The sequence below is a fragment of the Arthrobacter sp. P4_F10 genome (genome assembly GCF_056401435.1).
Map to the genome: position 1 here is coordinate 59,371 of NZ_JBFUJJ010000017.1, position 19,251 is coordinate 78,621.

17 protein-coding genes are annotated in these 19,251 nt (G+C 67.8%); 5 read left to right on the top strand and 12 right to left on the bottom strand.

Annotation, left to right across the window (positions count from 1 at the left end):
• Positions 1–20 precede the first annotated feature (20 nt).
• Positions 21–1,418, bottom strand: coding sequence for a class I SAM-dependent RNA methyltransferase (locus tag AC1DR1_RS16240; RefSeq protein ID WP_364744484.1), 1,398 nt, complete (start codon positions 1,416–1,418; stop codon positions 21–23).
• Entirely contained in the window at positions 1,415–3,391 is a 1,977-nt protein-coding gene (locus AC1DR1_RS16245) for an APC family permease (protein ID WP_229993290.1), read from the bottom strand. The genes AC1DR1_RS16240 and AC1DR1_RS16245 overlap by 4 nt, the downstream gene beginning before the upstream one ends.
• Positions 3,392–3,545: 154 nt before the next feature.
• Here AC1DR1_RS16245 and AC1DR1_RS16250 point away from each other — a divergent pair, with 154 nt between their 5' ends.
• Both AC1DR1_RS16250 and AC1DR1_RS16255 read left to right on the top strand, forming a co-directional pair.
• Positions 3,546–4,217 (top strand): potassium channel family protein, encoded by a 672-nt coding sequence (locus AC1DR1_RS16250; RefSeq protein WP_229993267.1) that lies wholly within the window; start codon positions 3,546–3,548, stop codon positions 4,215–4,217.
• Positions 4,218–4,961 (top strand): potassium channel family protein, encoded by a 744-nt coding sequence (locus AC1DR1_RS16255; RefSeq protein WP_229993266.1) that lies wholly within the window; start codon positions 4,218–4,220, stop codon positions 4,959–4,961.
• A gap of 83 nt (positions 4,962–5,044) precedes the next feature.
• Here the strand turns inward: AC1DR1_RS16255 and AC1DR1_RS16260 are convergent, their stop codons facing one another.
• From AC1DR1_RS16260 to dut, 4 genes are all read right to left on the bottom strand, one after another.
• The gene (locus AC1DR1_RS16260) at positions 5,045–5,875 is read right to left on the bottom strand and encodes a DUF3159 domain-containing protein (protein WP_476992890.1); all 831 of its coding nucleotides are present in this window, start codon (positions 5,873–5,875) and stop codon (positions 5,045–5,047) included.
• Positions 5,872–6,327 (bottom strand): hypothetical protein, encoded by a 456-nt coding sequence (locus AC1DR1_RS16265; protein ID WP_476992891.1) that lies wholly within the window; start codon positions 6,325–6,327, stop codon positions 5,872–5,874. The genes AC1DR1_RS16260 and AC1DR1_RS16265 overlap by 4 nt, the downstream gene beginning before the upstream one ends.
• Positions 6,320–7,051, bottom strand: coding sequence for a DUF3710 domain-containing protein (locus tag AC1DR1_RS16270; RefSeq protein ID WP_229993263.1), 732 nt, complete (start codon positions 7,049–7,051; stop codon positions 6,320–6,322). Before AC1DR1_RS16270 ends, AC1DR1_RS16265 begins: the two co-directional genes overlap by 8 nt.
• A 248-nt stretch (positions 7,052–7,299) precedes the next feature.
• On the bottom strand, positions 7,300–7,818 hold the full coding sequence (gene dut, locus AC1DR1_RS16275; RefSeq protein ID WP_223917072.1) for a dUTP diphosphatase: 519 nt from the start codon (positions 7,816–7,818) through the stop codon (positions 7,300–7,302).
• A 155-nt stretch (positions 7,819–7,973) separates the two neighbouring features.
• Between dut and AC1DR1_RS16280 the strand changes: the two genes are divergently transcribed.
• Positions 7,974–8,459: a DUF3093 domain-containing protein gene (locus tag AC1DR1_RS16280; protein WP_229993261.1), complete on the top strand. Its 486-nt coding sequence runs from the start codon at positions 7,974–7,976 to the stop codon at positions 8,457–8,459.
• A gap of 71 nt (positions 8,460–8,530) precedes the next feature.
• Here the strand turns inward: AC1DR1_RS16280 and AC1DR1_RS16285 are convergent, their stop codons facing one another.
• A complete protein-coding gene (locus AC1DR1_RS16285) occupies positions 8,531–8,830 on the bottom strand; it encodes a DUF4193 domain-containing protein (protein WP_229993260.1) in 300 nt (99 codons plus the stop codon).
• Positions 8,831–9,162: 332 nt separating this feature from the next.
• On the opposite strand from AC1DR1_RS16285, the gene sepH reads away from it, so the two are divergent.
• Positions 9,163–10,587 (top strand): septation protein SepH, encoded by a 1,425-nt coding sequence (sepH, locus tag AC1DR1_RS16290; protein ID WP_229993259.1) that lies wholly within the window; start codon positions 9,163–9,165, stop codon positions 10,585–10,587.
• A gap of 64 nt (positions 10,588–10,651) precedes the next feature.
• Here the strand turns inward: sepH and AC1DR1_RS16295 are convergent, their stop codons facing one another.
• From AC1DR1_RS16295 to AC1DR1_RS16305, 3 genes are all read right to left on the bottom strand, one after another.
• The gene (locus AC1DR1_RS16295; protein ID WP_476992892.1) at positions 10,652–11,947 is read right to left on the bottom strand and encodes an alkaline phosphatase family protein; all 1,296 of its coding nucleotides are present in this window, start codon (positions 11,945–11,947) and stop codon (positions 10,652–10,654) included.
• A gap of 1 nt (position 11,948) precedes the next feature.
• A complete protein-coding gene (locus AC1DR1_RS16300) occupies positions 11,949–12,692 on the bottom strand; it encodes a DUF5998 family protein (protein WP_229993257.1) in 744 nt (247 codons plus the stop codon).
• Between the two features lie 102 nt (positions 12,693–12,794).
• A complete protein-coding gene (locus AC1DR1_RS16305) occupies positions 12,795–15,506 on the bottom strand; it encodes a bifunctional acetate--CoA ligase family protein/GNAT family N-acetyltransferase (RefSeq protein WP_476992893.1) in 2,712 nt (903 codons plus the stop codon).
• A gap of 67 nt (positions 15,507–15,573) precedes the next feature.
• On the opposite strand from AC1DR1_RS16305, the gene AC1DR1_RS16310 reads away from it, so the two are divergent.
• Positions 15,574–18,102, top strand: a complete 2,529-nt coding sequence (locus tag AC1DR1_RS16310; protein ID WP_476992894.1) for a DNA gyrase/topoisomerase IV subunit A — start codon at positions 15,574–15,576, stop codon at positions 18,100–18,102.
• A 223-nt stretch (positions 18,103–18,325) separates the two neighbouring features.
• On the opposite strand, the gene AC1DR1_RS16315 is transcribed toward AC1DR1_RS16310, so the two are convergent.
• Together AC1DR1_RS16315 and AC1DR1_RS16320 are read right to left on the bottom strand one after the other, a co-directional pair.
• Positions 18,326–18,709, bottom strand: coding sequence for a VOC family protein (locus tag AC1DR1_RS16315; RefSeq protein ID WP_229993254.1), 384 nt, complete (start codon positions 18,707–18,709; stop codon positions 18,326–18,328).
• Between the two features lie 242 nt (positions 18,710–18,951).
• Positions 18,952–19,251: HNH endonuclease signature motif containing protein (locus AC1DR1_RS16320; RefSeq protein WP_476992895.1), on the bottom strand; the 300-nt coding region annotated here is incomplete at its 5' end.

A 19,251-nucleotide genomic window follows, 5' to 3' on the forward strand; every position in this document is an offset into this window, starting at 1 on the left:
CTACGCCCATCCTAGTGGCATCACGGTTGGGGAGTCAGTAACGCCACAGTCTCCATGTGATGGGTGTGCGGGTACAGGTCGAAGGCACGCAGCCCGGCCATCCCCCAGCCGCCCTGCCGGAAGTAGCCGAGGTCGCGGGCGAACGAGGCCGGATCGCAGGAGACATACGCGATGGCCCGGGGACCGGCATCGATCAGCTGCTTGACTACCGCTTTGCCGGCGCCGGCACGCGGCGGGTCCAGGATCAGTGCGTCGAAGTTGCGCGGTTTCTGCCGCAGCACCCGTTCCACGCGGCCCTGGACGATCTCCACCTGGGCTGCGTCGTGCAGGTTCTTGCGTGCATCACGGCTGGTTCCGGGTGCCCCCTCGACCGAGAGCACGGATCCGGTCACGCCCACGGCATCGGCCAGCGGTGCCGTGAACAGCCCGGCACCGGCGTACAGGTCCGCCACCACCGAGCCCGGCTCGAGGTAGCCGCCGTCGTGCAGGAAGCCGGTAACGGCTCCGACGAGCGTCTCCGGGCCGTCCCGGTGGATCTGCCAGAAACCGTCGCCGGTAACCCGGTAGTCGTGGCCCGCCGCAGACTCCTGGACATAGGTACGGCCGCGCAGCTGCAGCACCTCGCCGGTGGCCGGGTCCAGGCTGGCCACCGAGACGTCGTCGGGCAGCTGGGCCAGGATGCCGCCGAGCCGCTTGGACCGGGTTCCCGGGGCGGGCACCAGCAGCACCAGCGGCCGGGAGCCGTTCGCCGGGGCGGCGACCTCGACCCGTTCGATGCCCTGCAGGTCGATTTCCCAGAGCCGGAGGGCGTTGATGCCCGCCACGGCCAGCGGCATTTCGCGCACGGGCAGGATGGCATCGGAGCGGTGGGCGTGCATGCCGAGCTTGCCCGCCGGCGTCACGGCAAAGCCGGCACGCGTCCGCCAGCCCAGGCCGGACACGGCGGCGCCAGCAGCGCCGTCAGTTGCGCCGCCGGCCCCGCCGTCGCCGGCCGCCGTGCCGACGGCTTCGACTGTGATCTGCCCTGCGGGCGAAAGGTCGACGCCGGCCAGCCGCTTGAGCTGTTCGGCCAGGACGTCGGCCTTGAGGCTGCGCTGGCGGGCCAGCGAAATGTGCCCAAGTTCGGCGCCGCCGACGGGCGGATGCCGGTGCGACCAGGAGCGCGCGGAATCGGCGAGGTCCCAGAAGTGGGGCACCCGGTCCGGCGAGGGCTCCAGGACCTCCACCACATCGGCGCGCCAGAACTTGGCGGCGGGGCCGTCGTCGGTGAGCCTGACCCTGACCCTCTCGCCGGGAATGCCGTGCCGGACGAACACGACGCGTCCCTCGTGCCGGGCAACGCAGTGCCCGCCGTGGGCGACGGGTCCGACGTCGACGACGAGATCGGTGTGGGCGTGCGTCCGGGTGTCGGGGGTCATTGGATATCCTGCAGTTTCTTGGCTTCTTCGGACGATTTCAACTGCCATGGCACGCTACACACCATGACGCCGGGCTCGAAGTGCAGCCGGGTCTTGATGCGCAGCGCGGTCTGGTTGTGGACCAGCTGCTCCCACCATTTGCCCACGACGTACTCCGGGATGTAGACCACGATCAGGTCGCGCGGCGAATCCCGGCGCATGTTCTTGATGTACTCCATGATCGGAGTCACCGTTTCGCGGAAGGGGCTGGCAAGCACGGTCAGGGGCACCGGGATTTCGAGCTTCTCCCAGTCCGCGACAGTCGCCTCGGTCTCCTCGGAACTGATGTCCACGGTAATGGCGTCCAGCCGCGACGGGCGGGAGGCCCGGGCATAGGCCAGGGCGCGCAGGACCGGCTTGCGCACGTGCGAGACGAGCAACACGGCGTGCACCCGGGTGGGCAGCGCGCGCGGCGAGGAGTCCTCGTCGACGGCGAGTTCCTTGGCCACGTTGTCATAGTGCGCCCGGATGCTCCACATGATCAGGAACAGCACGAACATGGCCAGCAGCGCGATCCAGGCCCCCTGTGTGAACTTGGTGATCAGGACGATCACCAGGACCAGGGCGGTCATGCAAAAGCCCACCGTATTTATGGTCCGGGACTTGATGATGCGCCGCCGCACGGCGGGGTCCTTGGACAGTTTCAGTTCCCGGCCCCAGTGCCGGATCATGCCCAGCTGGCTCATCGTGAAGGAGATGAAGACGCCCACGATGTAGAGCTGGATGAGCTTTGTGACGTCGGCGTTGAAGGCGAGGATCAGGACGATGGCGCCTGCCGCCAGTGCCAGGACGCCGTTGCTGAAGGCCAGCCTGTCGCCACGGGTGCGCAGCTGGCGCGGCAGGTAGCCGTCCTGGGCCAGGATGGAGCCGAGCACCGGGAAACCGTTGAACGCCGTGTTGGAGGCGAACACCAGGATGACGCCGGTGGCGGCCACCACGATGTAGAACGGGATGGAGCCTGGGCCGAAGACGGTCTGCGCGATCTGGCTGATGGCCGGATTCTGGATGTACCCCTCCTCCAACGGTTTGCCGTCCAGGAGGAATTCCGTTGCCGGATCCAGCACGATGTGCACATTGGTGGCGTTGGCCAGGTAGATGATGCCGGCGAGCATGGCGGAGGCAATCACGCCGAGCAGCAGCAGCGTGGTGGCTGCGTTCTTGCTCTTGGGCTTCTGGAAGTTGGGCACACCGTTGCTGATGGCCTCGACACCGGTCAGGGCCGCGGCGCCGGAGGAGAAGGCCCGCAGCAGCAGGAAGGCGCCGGCGAGCCCGACGAGTCCTTCGTCGAAGCCCGGCTCCGGCACGATCTCGAACGCCGCCGACGGCGCCTGCCCCAGCTGGCCGGTTACCGACTGGAAAACCCCGACGGCGGTCATGCCGAGGATGGAGGCCATGAAGATGTAGGTCGGTACGGCGAAAACGCTGCCGGCTTCCTTGATGCCGCGCAGGTTCACGAGGGCCAGGATGATGACGCCGATCGTGGCAATCGCCGCCTGCTGTCCGTGCAGCGAGGGCACGGCGGTGGTCAGGTACGTCGCGGCCGAGGACATGGACACGGCCACGGTCAGCACGTAGTCAACCAGCAGCGCCGAGGCCACGGTCAGGCCTGCATACTTGCCGAGGTTGACGTTGGCGATCTCGTAGTCACCGCCGCCGGAGGGGTAGGCGTGGACGTTCTGGCGGTAGGAGGCCACGACGGTCAGGAGCACCACCATGACGGCGAGACCTACCCACGGCGAGAGGGCCACTGCGCTCACGCCGGCCAGGGCCAGGGTCAGGAGGATTTCATCGGGCGCATAGGCCACGGAGGACAAAGCGTCCGAGGCGAAAATGGGCAGCGCGATCCGCTTCGGCAAGAGGGTGTGGGCCAGACGGTCGTTCCGGAAGGGCTTGCCTACCAGCACCCGCTTCACGGCATTGAAAATTGTCAGCACCACACAAAACTAGTCTGATTCGGACGCGATGTCATGACGGCGAAGTTGGCGTCCGCAAGGTCGTCGCCCGGCGCCCCGTGGCCGTGGCCTCCCGGCGCCGCGTGGCCGGTAGAGTTTTACGCAGTATCAGACGCAGAACCAAGAGGAGGCCCATGTGGCGCACTTCGTGATCATGGGTTGTGGCCGTGTCGGGTCAACCCTGGCACACACGCTCGAGGACGCCGGCCATTCGGTGGCCATCATCGACCAGGATGACCGCGCCTTCCGGCGGCTCCGCACAGGGTTTTCCGGACGGAAGGTCACCGGGGTCGGGTTTGACCGCGAGACGATGAAGCGGGCCGGCGTCGAGGAAGCCTATGCCTTCGCCGCCGTTTCCAGCGGCGACAACTCCAACATCCTCGCCACCCGGGTGGCACGGGAGACCTTCCACGTTCCTCATGTGGTGGCCAGGATCTACGATCCGGGCCGCGCCGAAATCTACCAGCGCCTCGGCATTCCCACGGTCGCCGCGGTCCGCTGGAGCGCCGACCAGGTACTGCGCCGCATCCTGCCCGAACAGCACATCGCCGGCGACTACCGGGAGCCCTCGGGCCGGCTGGTCCTCGCCGAGGTTGACCTTAACCCCGACTGGATCGGGCACCCGATCTCCTCGATCGAGAAGGCGGCCGGCATCCGGATCGCGTATCTGACCCGGTTCGGTGAGGGCATGCTGCCCGCTGCCAGCACGTCATATCAGGACGGCGACACCGTCCACGCCATGCTGAACGTGGACCGGAGCTCCGAGATCGGCCATATTCTCGCCAAATCCCCCGCCAAGGAGTCCTGAGTGAAAGTCGTCATCGTCGGTGCCGGAAGCGTCGGTTCCTCGATTGCCCGCGAGCTGTTGGCCCACAAGCACGAAATCCTGCTGATCGACGAGAAGCCGGAGGTCATCGGCCGCAGCGGGCTGCGCGGCGCGCACTGGCTGGTCGGTGATGCCTGTGAGCTGAGCACCCTGCAGGACGCCAAACTCGAGGACGCCGACGTCGTGGTCTCCGCCACCGGTGACGACAAGGTCAACCTCGTCGTCTCGCTGCTGGCCAAGACAGAATTCGGCGTCGGGCGCACCGTCGGCCGGGTCAACAACCCCAAGAACGACTGGATGTTCGATGACTCCTGGGGCGTCGACGTCGCGGTCAACACCCCGCAGCTCATGACCGCCCTGGTGGAGGAGGCGGTGGAGATCGGTGACCTCGTCCGGCTGCTGACGCTCCAGACCGGAGTGTCCTCGCTCGTGGAGTTCACTGTCCCGCACGACTCCCATGTGATCGGGCTGACCGTGGGCGATGTCCAGTGGCCCGAGGACTCCACTCTCGTGGCGATCCTGCGGGACCAGGCGCCCATCACGCCGAGCCGCGACGACGTGATCGACGGCGGCGACGAACTGTTCTTTGTCACCACGATCGCGGCCGAGGACGAACTCCGCGCCCTGCTGGCACCCGAATCCCCGCTTGAGGACCAGCACCCGGTGACCTCGGACCAGCACCGCCACGGCACCCAGCCGGCCGCGGACGACGGGTTCGACGGCTAGGGCGGTTCCGCTCTCAATAGTTGCGATATCAGTTATGGCCGTTCCCAAGGCTGGGAAACGGCCATAACTGATAGCGCATCAGGTCAGTTGGGCTCTTTGGCTCCGGCGGGCACCGGGGCCGGCCGGGTGAGCAGCCAGGCAATCCAGATGCCGAGGATGTAGAGCGGGGCGCCCATAAGGAGCCGGGTGGTGGCGAGGGCGGCGAAGCCCTGCTCCCCCATGAAGTACAGCGGCACCTGCACCACGAGCCGCAGGACCAGCACGGAAACTATCACCCAGGTGCCGATGCTGTAGGCCCTGACCCGTTTCGGGTCCTTGCGCCATTCCAGGCCCTCGTTGCGGATGAAGCCGAAGAGCAAGCCGGCGATCGGCCAGCGTACGAACACGGAGATGGACATGGCCAGGATGTAGCCGATGTTGGTGAAGAACCCCAAAACGTAGAAGTTCTCTGCCTTGCCGGTCGAGGTGGCCAGCCATGCGGAGAGTCCGACGCCGATGAAACCCGCCAGCGCCTGCGTCAGCGGTTTGCGCTGGAGAAGCCGTGCCACGGTAAAGGCGGCGGCCACCGCCAGGGAAGCGATGACAGCCAGTGTCAGGTTTTCCCTGTCGATGGTGAAGGCAATCAGGAAGACGAGGCCCGGCAGGATGCTCTCGGCGATGCCCTGGATGCCGCCGGCGCTCTTGAGCACATCGATGTTGCCGTTGCTCGACCGGTGCAGGCCGGCCTTGGCCGCGTAGTCCTCGGCAAGTTGGGCGACGCTTGGCTGGGCTGCGGTGGGCTGGGCTGCGGTGGGCTGGGCTGCGGCGGGCTCGGAAATGTCCCGGTTGCCGCCCCCGGCTTCCCCCGGCTCCTGCCGGCCGGTGTCCATGTCTTCCCGCTGGGAGGCCCGCTCGGGGCGTTCTGGCAAGGTCATTGCTCCTCCTGGCGGGAGAGTATTTCGTAGCGGGGATTGAAGATCGTGGGCAGCCCGTCGCGCATGGTGACCATGCCCTCGAGCCGGAGCTCTGTTCCGGCGTCGACGCCGGGGATCCGGCGCCGGCCCAGCCACACGACGCGCAGCCGTTCCTTGGGCCCGGCGGGCCGCTGGCGCTGCGCGCTGGGACGCACCCGGTGGGTGGACACCCCGTTGGCGGGCAGGCTGCTGGCCGTTCCGGCGCCGGCTCCGGCTTTGGCACTCAGGCCCGGGAAGCGGGTGACGGGGGCGGGCGTATCGTGATCGATCAGGATCGCGATGAAGGATGCCACCTGGTTGGCGGGCATGTACGTGACGGACTCGATGAAGCCATGGCACAGCACCCGCCCGCGGTCCGGCAGGTCCCGGACCGACACAGCGGCGGCGGCTTTCCTGCCGGCGGCATCAGCCAATCTGGGTTATCTCCGGTCCGCGTTCGGGCTGTTCGAATTCGGGGGCCGCCTGCGGCGACGGGGCGGCCGCGGTGTCCTTGGGCAGGCGCAGCTGGAGCAAATCGCGCGGCGGCATGGGGTTCTCGCCGCGGACCACGACGATCTGCCGGAACAGCCCTTCCAGCCCGGCCGCGGCGTCGCGGTCCAGGGCTGCCTCGCCGCCGAAGACGCCGCGGAGGAACCAGCGCGGGCCGTCGACGCCGATGAAGCGGGCCACGCGGTATCCCTGGCTGCCGTCCGCGCCGCCGGCGGGAAGCTTGGCCACGAGTTCGGTGCCGAAGCTGCCCTCAACCTCCTCGACCTGGCCGCCCTGGCTGCCGACCGACTGGCCGATCTGCTCACGGATTTCGTCCCACAGGCCCTCGGAGCGGGGGGCTGCGAAGGCCTGCAGCTGCAGGCTCGAGCCCTCCAGGTCCATGGTGACGGCGACGACGCGCTGGCTCGCCTCTTCAACTTCCAGGCGGAGCTGGAGTCCCTCACGGGGTGCGATCAGCAGCGCACCGAGGTCCACGTACCCGTCCTGGTCGTCGATTTCCGAGACGTCGAAGGGACCGGTCGCGGCCCGGCCGGCGGTTTTGGCTGCGTTCCCGGCCGGCGTCGCGGCGGCGTCAATAGCAGCTTCCGTGGCCTCGCCCGGCTCTGTCGGTTGCTCCTGCTTGGCTTTCCTGCCGCGCCCAAAAACCATGGGGTGTCTCCTTCAGTTGTGATCCTGTGCCGCCGCCCGGCGCCGTCCTGGCGCCTGTCCGCGTGGCCGCCCCGCTACCCTGCGGCCGCCTGCTCATTTTTTCTGCACCGCTGATCTTGCCTCAGCGCCTGTCTTGCTTCCGTGTCACATTGCTTCAGTGCCTGTGTTGCTTTAGTGCCTGTATTGCTTTAACGCCTGTGTGGCACGGCAAACCCTGAACGGCTCCCGTGGCCAGGCCGGGCCTGCGCTCAGGCCGGTCCGCCGAAACCGCCGGTCGAGCCGAAGCCGCCCCCGCCGCGAACCGAGCCGTCGAGCTCCTCGACCGGGAGGAATCTGGCGTACTCCACACGCTGAATGACCATCTGTGCAATTCTATCGCCGCGACGGAGCTCGATCGCCTCGTCCCGGTCCGTATTGAGCAGTGTCACCGCGATTTCTCCGCGGTAGCCGGCGTCTACCGTGCCAGGGGCGTTCACAACTGTCAGTCCGTGCTTGGTGGCGAGGCCGGACCGGGGGTGGATCAGCGCAACGAAGCCATCCGGGAGCGCAATCGAGACGCCTGTGGGAACGAGGCGGCGCTCCCCCGGTGCGAGGACGACGTCCTCGCGGGCGCGAAGGTCGGCGCCGGCGTCGCCCGGGTGTGCATACGACGGCGGCTCAAGCCCGTCGTCGAGCATTTTCAGCTGTACCGTCAAGGTGGGCGTTCCGTAGGCTGCGTCGCTGGCCGTCAATGCGGCACTGGCGACGGCGGTGTTTTCTTCAGTCACAGTCCCTCACTCTAACTCCCGTAGGGATCATCGTCCTAGCCGCCGCTGGCCTGCCCGCGCACGCCGCCCACGGGATTGGAGCGGGCTCGATGCGGCGTTGGAGCCGGCCGTGGGACCGAGATGAAATACCCCGGGAAAGATGAAAAGCTGTGCTTATGCCCGAATCCAGCGCAGCTGCGCCTGCACCAAAGAACGCCCCGAGCGACTCCACTGTCCTTTACGCCGAGAAGCTCTGGCCGAACTTCTGGATCTGGCTGGTGTCGGCAGGGTTCTCCAGCGCCGGGATCCTCATGCTGGCACCCATCAGCATCTGGGCCGGCATTACCGCGGCGATCGTGCTCTTCGTCGTCATTTCCGTGCTGCTAGTGCTGTCCACGCCGTCAATCACTGTCACCAGGACCACTCTGAAGGTGGGCCGGGCGTCGATTGAACGCGGGTTCCTGGGCAAGGCCACGGCGTTCCGGGGCAAGGAAGCGACGGCGGAACGGGGCACGCGGCTCAATGGGCTGGCGTTCTTGTGTATCCGCGGATGGGTGGATCCGGTGGTCCGGATCGAGATCGAGGACCCCTCGGATCGCACCCCGTACTGGCTCACGTCCACCCGCCACCCGGAGCAACTTATCGCCGCGCTCAACTCCTAGTTCCTCTCCGCCTCCTACCCGCCGGGCACAGGGTTTTGAGATCCGGGTTCCTGATCAGGGCTGCCGCCTGCCTAGCCCTCGCAATCCCTGCAGTACTTAAGGCCGTCCTTTTCGCGGGCAATCTGCGAACGGTGGCGGACGAGGAAGCAGGAGGCACAGGTGAATTCGTCTGCCTGGGCGGGCATGACCCGGACCAGCAGTTCCTCCCCGGACAGGTCAGCGCCGGGAAGTTCGTAGCCTTCGGCGAGGTCGGACTCATCTTCATCCACCACTGCGGAAGGCTTCTCCGTACGCCGCGCCTTCAGAGCCTCAATCGAATCCTCGCTGAGGTCTTCTTCGGTCTTACGCGGCGCATCGTAATCAGTCGCCATTATTTGTTGCTCACACTCCGCATTCGTTCGATTGATTCGCCGCTCCAGGTTGGCCCGTCGGGATGGTAACCCTGGGCTCCGGGAGCGGTTCACCGATGTCAACGCCGGACATGCGGTTTTTGTGCCCGGTGTCGGTCATTTTTGCTTAAGCGCCTCCCGAATGCCAGAGCCCGCCGGTCCCCTTCCCACGATCTCTTCCGCACACCGGCCAAAACCGGCGGAAAGACGCGGAAAGTCGCGGAAAATCACGGCGCGCCTGCCGTCCTAACCCGAAATGTGTCCCGCTGGTGGCAGAGTTTCGATTGTTAGCAATGCCAGGGTGGAGGATTTGTATGCAGGATCTACGGCTTGTAGGCGTCCACGACGACGGAGAGCATCTCCTGTTGAGTGGCACCGGCGGCGAGATGTTCCAGCTGCCGATCGATGAAGCACTTAGGGTGGCAGCCAGCCGGATGTCGGCGAAGTCCGCGTCCAGCGCGGCCGCAGCCCCTATTGCCATGTCTCCGCGCGACATCCAGACCAGGATTCGCAACGGAGCCACCGCCGCCGAGGTGGCGGAGCTGTCCGGAATTCCGCTGGAGAAAGTCCAGCGCTATGAGGGCCCAGTCCTGGCCGAACGCGAGTACATCGCCCAGCAGGCCCGCAAGGTGGAGGTTGCCTCCCCCGCCCCGGGCCACGACGTCTACCGCTCCGTGTTCGGTGAAAACCCGGCGTCGCTCAGCGACATGGTCGAGCACCGCCTCAGGGCTTACGGCGTCGAACCCTCAACGCTGGAGTGGGATTCCTGGCGACGTCCCGACGGCAGCTGGAACGTGGTGGCCCGCTTCGAGCCCAAGCCCGGCGGTCCGGCCGGGATCGGCGAGGAGCCGCCGGCCATGTGGACCTTCCACCCCGCCCGGAAGTCCCTGCAAAACGCTAACCGCTGGGCCCAGCAACTGAGCGAACTCGAGCCGCTCGAGGGTCCCGTGCCGGCCCGGCGCCTCACGGCCGTCTCCGACCGGCCCTTTGACTTTGAAACCGATGCCGAGGCCGCAGCCCGCACAGCGACCGGCCAGCACAGCATTATTCACCAGATGCTTCTTCAGCAGGACAGGATCCACCAGGAACAGGACGCCGACGGGCTGCTGGACATGCTGCGTTCCCGCCGCGGCCAGCGGATCGGGGTGGACGAGGACGCGGATGACGCCTTGGCCACGCTCCTGACCACTGGCGTTCCCGCGGCCCACCCCCGTCCGGCAGAGGTGCCCGAGGCGCCCGAGGTTCCACAGGCGACGGAACCGCAGTCCATCTCCGAAGCCGCTGCGGCCGACGAACCCGACCCTGCCGAAGCTGACGCTGCCCTCATCCAACCCGGGCAGCCAGAGGTTCCGGCCCTGGAGGCCGCAGCCCCGTCGGAAACCGATGCCTTCGCCCGGCGCCGCGATGGAAGGCCGTCAATGCTTTCCCGCCTGAGCCTCGCTCCGCGCCTCCCGGAGGAGGACGATGCCCTGAGACTGCACGACGGCGTCAGCACCGAGACCCGGGAAGTCACCATCGCGGCCTCGCAGCTGCGCCCGGCGGGCAAAGCCCCCACCGCAAGCCCGGGCCTGGATGAATTGATCGGCGGCGGATCATCCCGGCGTCAGCACCGCGAGTCCCACGGCACTACCCGGAACGACGCCGGCACCGAGCAGCCGGAGCGCCAGCCGGCCAAGCCGAAGCGGTCCAGCGTTCCCAGCTGGGACGAAATCGTCTTCGGAACCCGCAACGACCAATAAGGGCGTCAGTCATGACGCCCAGGAACGCCTACGAACGGCTGCGACCCGCCGGGAAACCGGCCAGTCAGCCGCGCGGCGCTTTCTTGCCATCAGCCTGGAAGTAGAGCAGCGGCACTTCCCGCTCGGCTTTCGTCAGGGACCCGTGCTGGCCCACCACCTCCAAGGCAGTGGGCCGGACCCTGCGCGTATCGTAGAGCGCCAGCGAGTCCCGGGCCGCGATCATGATGTCACCGATCCGCAAGGCGGCCTCGGCCCGCACGTCACCGAACAGCCCGCCCGCGATCGCTTCCTCACGGGTGAAGGCCCATATTCTGTCTCCGAAACGGGACCGCCAGTTTGCCAGCAGGCGGGCGCGGGCGGCGTCGTCCCTTCCATCCTCGAGGTACAGGTGGACCATCCGCGGCTCCCCGGCGGTGTGGCGGACACCGGCCAGGAGCGCCGGCTCCGCGGAGTAGTCGATCCGCTGCGACTCGGGCACGTCCACCATGCCGTGGTCCGCCGTCAGCAGCACGGTGGTGCCGGCCGGCAGCGTGGCGTGGAGCCGCCGCACCGTGGCATCGAGTTCTTCGAGCTGGTGCTCCCACTGCGGTGACTGGCAGCCGTGGCGGTGCCCGGCCTTGTCGAGCTCATTGACATAGAAGTACATCAGCGAGGGCCCGGCGCCGGCCATGGCCTCGGCGGCCGCTTCGGTCCGGGCGTGCGATGTGGTTCCGGTGATGAAACGACCTCCGCGGAGCGCGGCCTCGGTCATAGCCGAGGTGCTGAACTGCGGGAGGCTGACGGTCGTGACATCGACGTGCTCCGCGGCCCTTTCGAAAACGGTGGGGAACGGCTGCCACGTCCGCGGGTCCACGCCGGCGTCCCAGTTGCCAAGCATGTTCACTACCCGGTCCTGATCCGGGTCCAGGACGTCGTAGCCCACCATGCCGTGCTGGCCCGCCGACAGTCCGGTGCCAAAGCTGGCGAGGGATGCCGCGGTGGTGGACGGGAAGGCCGAGTCCAGCGCCACGGGCACCTGGCCCTGGCCGGCCTGCACGAGGGTGCGCAGGAACGGGGTGTGGGCGATCTTCTGCTTCAACAGGCTGCGGCCCAGTCCGTCGGCCAGCACCACGCACACGCGTTTGGCGGGCGGAAGATTCAGTTTGTTTTCGAATCCCGGGACACCCAGGCTCGCCGCCGCGCTGGTCAGCACCTCGGCGATGGAGCGGTGCCCAAACGCCGGAGCGGCCGGGAGCGGGGACGGACCGACGCCGGCGGCCAACGGGGCGGGCAAGGCAGCACCGGCGGCGGCTGGCGAGGGACTTAGCAGCGGCTCTGGAAGCTGATCTTGGGCAGACGCGGGCTGACGGAGGTCAGCCATGTCAGCGCTGGTGGCCGCGGCTGAGGCGGTTCCCGAACACACCCATCCGCGGGCGGGGCGGCAGGCCGGGCCCGTTGTGCGGGACCGGGGCGGCGGAGCCGGTGTTCACTGCGCGCAGGGCACGGGCGAATAGCTTGGCGTCCTGCACGGCCTGCAGACCGTCCGCTTCGGCGCTGATCCGCAGGACGATGTCTTCCTGCGCGATGGTGCCGCTGTAGCCATGGTCGGCCTCGCACTGCGGGTCCCCGCAACTGGCCGGGCCCATATCGAGGCGCTGGCCGCCGGACCACGCGATGGACAGCGTCAGCTCCCGGACAGGGTCGGAGGGCTTGTAGTCCTGCGGCTGGGCGTAGACGTAGCTCAGGACCACCGAGCGGATCTGGGTGACGGGGACGGACTCGGTCGACACCTGGGCAACGGTCTGCTCACCGGCATCATCGAGCTGCTGGTCATCGACGTGGGTGATGACCAGCATGTCCTCGGTCAACACCAGGACAGTGATATGGCGGCGGACCTCGGCGCGGTCGAAGTGGGTCTCAAGATGCACCAGATGGGCCACGCAGTCGCGGCCATCCAGGGCATCGGCGACGACGTCAGCCACGAGCCGGGGATAGAAACCGGCCTGCTGGAGCGACCCTTCCAGGCTCTGGCCCTGCGCACTGTGGTCATGGAGGCCGTGGTGGTGCGCGGTCTGGCGTGCGGGGGCGGTCGCCAGGGGCTTGGGTGTTGGAGGCTGGGAGCTCATAGTCTCCATTTTCACAGATCGGCTGGGGACTTGCTAACTGCACGGCCCCGGACGCGGGCGTCGGCTGAGGCGGCTGACCGGGCCGGACCCGCAACAACGGGCCTAGCTGCGCATCGCCCGTCGCGCACTGTCCGTCCGCTGGGCGGCGTTCGCGATCCTGACGTCGGCGGCAAGGATCGAGGCGCCGTCGGGCCCGGCTAGGACGGGATTGAAGTGCACCAGCGCGATCTCCGGATGGTTGTCCTTGAGCCTGGTGAGGCGGGCGGCGAGATCCTCCAGGGCCGTGACGTCTACGGCGGGGAGGCCCTGGTACCCGAAGAGCTTCCGCGACGCCCGGGGCGCCCGGATGAAGTCCTGGACGTCGGAGCCGGAGAGCGGCGGCACGCGGTGGGCCCAGTCATCGAGCAGGTTCACGGCGTCGCCGGCCAGGCCGAAGGAGATCACGGGCCCCAGCAACGGATCTTCAATGGCACGGAAGGTGCAGGCCTGCCCCACGGGCACCATCGTCTGCACTTCGAGGGACGGGGAGCCGTACCGCTCGAGCGACTTGCGCATCTGGTGCACGTTGTCCCGCAATGAATCGGCGTCCTGGATGTCCAGCCGCACGCCGCCGAGGTCCAGCCGGTGCCGCAGCGCCGGATCCGTGGTTTTCAGCGCCACGGGCCAGCCGAGCTGCTCGGCCGCTGCCACGGCCTCCTCCGCCGTCTCGAACCCGACGGACGGGACCAGCCGGATGCCGTAGTGGCCCAGCAGCCGCGCGGCCGTGTCCTGGTCCAGCCGGACGAGCTGCTCGCCGCCCACATTGTGCAGCAGCTGCTCCAGGTCCGCCCGGGCAGCCTTCGGGTGGCAACCTTCGGGTTCCACGAACAGGCCCTGATCCCGGTCCAGCCACTGGGCGTAACGCACGACGGCGGCCAGGGCCGCCACCGCCGCACCCGGGTTGGAGTAGCACGGAACAGGTGGAGCCAGCCGGGGCTGGTGTGGTTGCTCCGGTTCGGCGCCGACCATGCCTTCCACGTAAATGGAGGGATCAAGGATTCCGCTAAAGGCAGCAACCACCGGTTTGCCCGCCGCCGCGGAACATTCGGCCAGCACGCCCGCGATCTTTTCGACCGTGAGACCGCGCGCCGGAAGCAACGCCACCACCGCCGCATGCACAGTGTCCGCGGTGAGGGTTTCCTGCAGGCTCCGCCGCAGCGCCGGCAGCGCCCGGGACATGCCGGCATCGAGGTCCACGTCGGCAACAATCCGCTCCACCCCAAGCCCCTGGCGGGCGGCGCTGTCCGCGACCACCTTGCCCAAGGCGCTCGAGTTGCTGAAAACGGCGATCCCGGCGCCCTTGGGCAGCGGCTGGCTGGACACGATCTGGGCGACGTCCATGAGCTCTTCGATAGTCTCGACCCGGATCACGCCGGCCTGCCGCATCATGGCGTCCAGTGCTTCCGGGGGCGCCTGGGTGGTGCGGACGGCGTGCCCCGGCGGCAGGTTCAGGCCCATGGCGTCGGACTTGGCCACAATCACCGGCTTGGTCCGGGCCAGGCGGCGGGCCAGCCGGGAGAACTTGCGCGGGTTGCCGATCGATTCCAGGTACAGGCCCACCGCCGTGGTGTCGGCGTCGTCCTCCCAGTACTGCATCATGTCGTTGCCGGAGACGTCGGCCCGGTTGCCGGCGGAGAGGAAGGTCGAGATGCCGACCCGGCGGCGGCTGGAGGCGGCGTAGAGGGAGACGCCGATCGCAGCCGACTGGCTGAACAGCCCCAGCCCGCCGCGGCGGGCCAGGGCCGGTGCCATCGAGGCGTTGAGGGACACGGCCGGGTTGGTGTTGACGATGCCCAGCGACGCCGGACCGATCACGCGCATGCCGTTGGCGCGGGCCTGCCGCACTAGTTCGCGCTGGCGGGCCAGGCCGCGTTCGCCGTCGTCCGCGTACCCGGAGGTGGCCACGACGATCCCCTTGACTCCGGCGGCGGCGCATTCCTGGACCACTTTGGGGACCTCGTCGTACGGGACCGCGATGATGGCGAGCGTGACCGGGCCGGGCACGTCGGAGAGCCGGGCGAAGGAGAGCATGCCGGCGAGTTCCAGGGCCTCCGGGTTGATCGCATAGACCGGGCCGCTGAACCTGCCTTCGATGACATGCTCGAGGAGCTGGTAGCCCACGGTGCCCCATTTGCGGCTGGCTCCGATCACGGCCACGGACGACGGGGCGAGCAGTTCCTGGATGCTGCGGGCCTCGGCGCGGTGCTCGCGGGATTCCATCACGGCACGGGACTTGTCGGTGGGGTCGATGTTGAACTCGAGGCTGACCACGCCGTCGTCGAAGTGCCGTTTGACGTCGTAGCCGGCATCGGAGAAGACCATGAGCATCTTGCGGTTCTCCGGGAGCACCTCGGCGCTGAACTTGCGGATCCCGTTCTCGCGGGCGGCGGCGGCGAGGTGTTCGAGCAGGATCGAGCCGATGCCGCGGCCCTGGTGGGCGTCGGCGATGTTGAAGGCGACCTCCGCCTCCGCCGGGTCATTCAGCCGGTCGTATCGGCCGATGCCCAGGATCTCGCCGCCAATGGTGATCACCAGGGCCACCCGGTCCTTGAAGTCCACCTCGGTGAAGCGCTTGAGTTCCTTGCTGGAAAGCTTGGACTTGAAGGCGAAGAAGCGCATGTAGATGGACTTCTGGGACTGGCCCACGTGGAAGGCCTGGACCGCGTCTGCATCGGAGGGGTGGATGGGGCGCACATGCGCTGTGCCGCCGTCGCGCAGGACAACATCGGCTTCCCAATATTCCGGATATACGCCGTCCGCCGGCTGATCCACCATAGGCTTAGCCTAGTCATAAACTTACGCAGTACCCGTTCAGCACCCCTCAGAAGGATCCACCAGCCTTATGGCACGCCGCCAAACCACGCCCCCGGCAGGGGAAGCCAGTCAGGATTTCACCGAGAACATCGTCGATATCGATGTCACGTCCGAGATGGAAGGCTCGTTCCTCGAGTATGCCTATTCGGTGATCTACTCGCGGGCCCTCCCGGACGCCCGCGACGGGCTGAAGCCCGTACAGCGGCGCATTCTCTACATGATGTCCGACATGGGGCTGCGCCCGGACCGCGGCCACGTCAAGAGCGCCCGCGTGGTGGGCGAGGTCATGGGCAAGCTGCACCCGCACGGCGACGCCGCGATCTACGACGCCATGGTGCGCATGGCCCAGGACTTCTCCCTGCGGCTGCCGCTGATCGACGGGCACGGCAACTTCGGCTCGCTCGACGACGGCCCCGCGGCCCCCCGCTACACGGAAGCCCGGCTGGCAGCCGCGGCCCTGACCCTCACGGACCACCTCGACGAGGACGTCGTCGACTTCGTTCCCAACTACGACAACCAGCTGACCCAGCCGGAGGTGCTGCCGGCCGCGTTCCCCAACCTGCTGGTGAACGGCGCCACGGGCATCGCCGTCGGCATGGCCACCAACATGGCCCCGCACAACCTCATGGAAGTCATCGCCGCCGCCCGGCACCTGATTGAGAACCCGGACGCCACTCTTGAGGACATCATGAGGTTCGTCCCCGGCCCGGACCTGCCCACCGGCGGCCGGATCGTGGGCCTGGACGGCATCCGCGACGCCTACGCCACGGGCCGCGGCTCCTTCAAGACCCGGGCAAAGGTGGACATCGAGCAGCTCTCGGCCCGCCGCACCGGCCTGGTGGTCACGGAACTGCCGTACATGGTGGGCCCGGAGAAGGTGATCGAGAAAATCAAGGACGCCGTCAACGGCAAGAAGCTCACCGGCATCAGCGACGTCGTGGACCTCACGGACCGCAAGCACGGCCTGCGCCTGGTCATTGAGCTGAAGAACGGCTTCAATCCCACAGCCGTGCTCCAGCAGCTCTACCGCTACACCCCGATGGAAGACTCCTTCGGCATCAACAACGTCACCCTGGTCGACGGCCAGCCGCAGACCCTCGGGCTGTTCCAGTTACTCTCGGTCTACGTGGACCACCGGATCAATGTTGTCCGGCGCCGCACCGCCTTCCGGCTGGGCAAGAAGAAAGACCGCCTGCACCTGGTCGAGGGCCTCCTGGTCGCGATCGTGGACATCGACGAGGTCATCCAGATCATCCGGTCCTCCGACGAGGTTGCCGCGGCCCGGACGCGGCTGATGTCCATTTATGATCTCTCCGAGATCCAGGCCAACTACATCCTGGAACTGCGGCTGCGGCAGCTGACTAAATATTCACGGGTCGAGCTGGAGAAGGAGCAGGAGGAGCTCCGCCGGGAGATCGCCGAGCTGGAGGCTATCCTGGGCTCCCCTGCGCTGCTCCGTACCCTCGTGTCGGACGAGCTCGGCGAGATCTCTGAGAAGTACGGCACACCGCGCCGGACCGTGCTGCTGGAATCCGAGGCCGTCTCCCCCACCGTGGCAGCCGCAGTTGGTGCAGCCACCGGGGCCAAGGGCAAGGCCGCACCGCTGGCCCTTGAGATCGCGGACGATCCTTGCTGGGCCATCCTCACCGTGTCCGGCCAGATCGCCCGCACCGCCAGCCAGGACAGCCTGGCCGAGGCCGGTCCGCGGACCCGGCATGACGTTTTCTCCTCCGTGGTCAAGACCACCGCCCGCGGCGAGATCGCAGCAGTGACCTCGCAGGGCCGCATGCTGCGCCTGCAGGTCATGGACATGCCCGTGCTGCCGCCGACTTCGGGCACGCCGAACATGGCCGGCGGCGTACCGGCCAAGGATTTCATCACGCTCCTCAAGGGCGAGTCGCTTATGGCCTTCGCGCCGCTGGACCAGGTCCTCGCGATCGGAACCGCCCAGGGAGTGGTCAAGCGGGTGCAGCCGGACTATCCGCTGAACCGCGAGGACTGGGAAGTGATCGCGCTCAAGGACAAAGACACCGTGGTGGGCGTTGCACCCGCCGGGTCCGACGACGACGACCTTGTCTTCATCACGCGCCAGGCCCAGCTGCTGCGGTTCAGTGCCTCCGCCGTCCGCCCGCAGGGCCGGACAGCGGGCGGCATGGCCGGGATCAAGCTGGCCGCCGGGGACCGGGTGATGTTCTTCGGGGCCGCCAGTCCCGCGGACGCCGCCGCCGTCGTCGTGACCATCGCGGGGACGGACGGCGCCCTACCGGGCACGGCCCCCGGGGCTGCGAAGGTCACCGCCCTGGCCGAATACCCGGTCAAGGGCCGGGCCACTGCCGGGGTGCGGGCACACCGCTTCCTCAAGGGCGAGGACACGCTCCTCCTCGGCTGGGCCGGTCACGGTCCGGCCAAGGCTTCCTCACTCGCCGGTGTGGCCCGCTCACTGCCCGGCGAGCACGGCCGCCGCGACGGCTCCGGAATCCCGCTGTCCCAGGCGATCGACGCCATTGGACCCAGCATGGCGTGGTCAGAGGAACCCGAAGCCGGCACCGACCCGTAGCCGCGGGCACGCACGAAGCCCCGGGGATGCACGAGGCCCGGGGGTTGCATGAGGCCCGGCCGGAAACGCTTTCGCGATCCGGCCAGGCCTCGTGACCTTGGGTTGTGTTCGGGCCGCCTGCCCGGGGTCTCTGTCCGTTCGCCGTCTTCGGGCTCAGGGACGTGGCACCGTGTCCGGCAACCTCAGTCCCGGCAAGGCCGTGCCAGCATCCACCGGCCAGGCGCTAGGTCAGGGAGACGAGGCTCAGGATGTTGCCCTCCGTGTCCAGGAACCACGCGGCCGAGCTTCCGTCCGGAGTGGTGGCGATGCCGCCCTCGGTTTTTAGGCCCGGGAAATCGTATTCCTCGAAAACGACTCCCTTGGCGCGGAGTTCCGCAACGGCGCCCGGCACGTCATCGACCATCCAGCCGATCTGCGTGTTCTTGGCTGTTCCGGCATTGGGCGTCTGGTACAGCAGGAACGCGGTTCCTCCGCCGCATTTGTACTGCAGGTTGTCCTCGGCGTCCGGGTTTTCGGGTTCGAGCCCGAGCTTATCCCGGTAGAAATCCCGTGCACGGGCGATGTCCGCTGCCGGTAGCACTGCGCCGACTTGCTTGTCCTTGAGCATGGCTATTCACTTTCCAGGCCCGCCCCCCGGAAGGAATAATACTCCTCCACGTGCCGCACGTACCTGAGAAACTGAAGGGCGTTTCCCGCGGCCGCCGGCGGCATGGCCGGGACGCCAGTCCGCGGTGCAGCGGACTGCTGACTGAGGTGCGGCGGTCACTGCACAGGTACCGCCGTCTAGCTGTCGTGGAGCCGTCGCGGAGCCGTACAGGGGTGCCTTTGTCACCTCCGCCCGGGCCGTGGTCATGCGGCCGTCACGAGGTCGTCTGGTCGGAAGTAGTGGTTCCGTCTGGGTTGCTGGCGCGGGTCGAGGTGGGGTGGCGGGATGAACCAGGGAATCCCGGTTTTGAGCCGGATGGTCCAGTGTTCCTTGTGGATCACGTGGTGGTGGTGGGAGCAGAGCAGGACCCCGTTCTCTGTCCCGGTGGTCCCGCCGCGGGACCAGTAGGTGATGTGGTGGGCCTCGCACCAGGGTGCGGGGATGGTGCAGCCGGGAAAGGCGCAGCCCCGGTCCCGGGCCGTGATGGCTTTGCGGAGGTGCGG

Excerpts from the sequence above, each read along its gene's own strand:
- AC1DR1_RS16240 (WP_364744484.1), bottom strand. The coding sequence starts at position 1,418 with ATGACCCCCGACACCCGGACGCACGCCCACACCGATCTCGTCGTCGAC.
- AC1DR1_RS16260 (WP_476992890.1), bottom strand. The coding sequence starts at position 5,875 with ATGACCTTGCCAGAACGCCCCGAGCGGGCCTCCCAGCGGGAAGACATG.
- AC1DR1_RS16270 (WP_229993263.1), bottom strand. The coding sequence starts at position 7,051 with ATGGTTTTTGGGCGCGGCAGGAAAGCCAAGCAGGAGCAACCGACAGAG.
- AC1DR1_RS16280 (WP_229993261.1), top strand. The coding sequence starts at position 7,974 with ATGCCCGAATCCAGCGCAGCTGCGCCTGCACCAAAGAACGCCCCGAGC.
- AC1DR1_RS16285 (WP_229993260.1), bottom strand. The coding sequence starts at position 8,830 with ATGGCGACTGATTACGATGCGCCGCGTAAGACCGAAGAAGACCTCAGC.
- sepH (WP_229993259.1), top strand. The coding sequence starts at position 9,163 with ATGCAGGATCTACGGCTTGTAGGCGTCCACGACGACGGAGAGCATCTC.
- AC1DR1_RS16295 (WP_476992892.1), bottom strand. The coding sequence starts at position 11,947 with ATGGCTGACCTCCGTCAGCCCGCGTCTGCCCAAGATCAGCTTCCAGAG.
- AC1DR1_RS16300 (WP_229993257.1), bottom strand. The coding sequence starts at position 12,692 with ATGAGCTCCCAGCCTCCAACACCCAAGCCCCTGGCGACCGCCCCCGCA.
- AC1DR1_RS16305 (WP_476992893.1), bottom strand. The coding sequence starts at position 15,506 with ATGGTGGATCAGCCGGCGGACGGCGTATATCCGGAATATTGGGAAGCC.
- AC1DR1_RS16310 (WP_476992894.1), top strand. The coding sequence starts at position 15,574 with ATGGCACGCCGCCAAACCACGCCCCCGGCAGGGGAAGCCAGTCAGGAT.
- AC1DR1_RS16315 (WP_229993254.1), bottom strand. The coding sequence starts at position 18,709 with ATGCTCAAGGACAAGCAAGTCGGCGCAGTGCTACCGGCAGCGGACATC.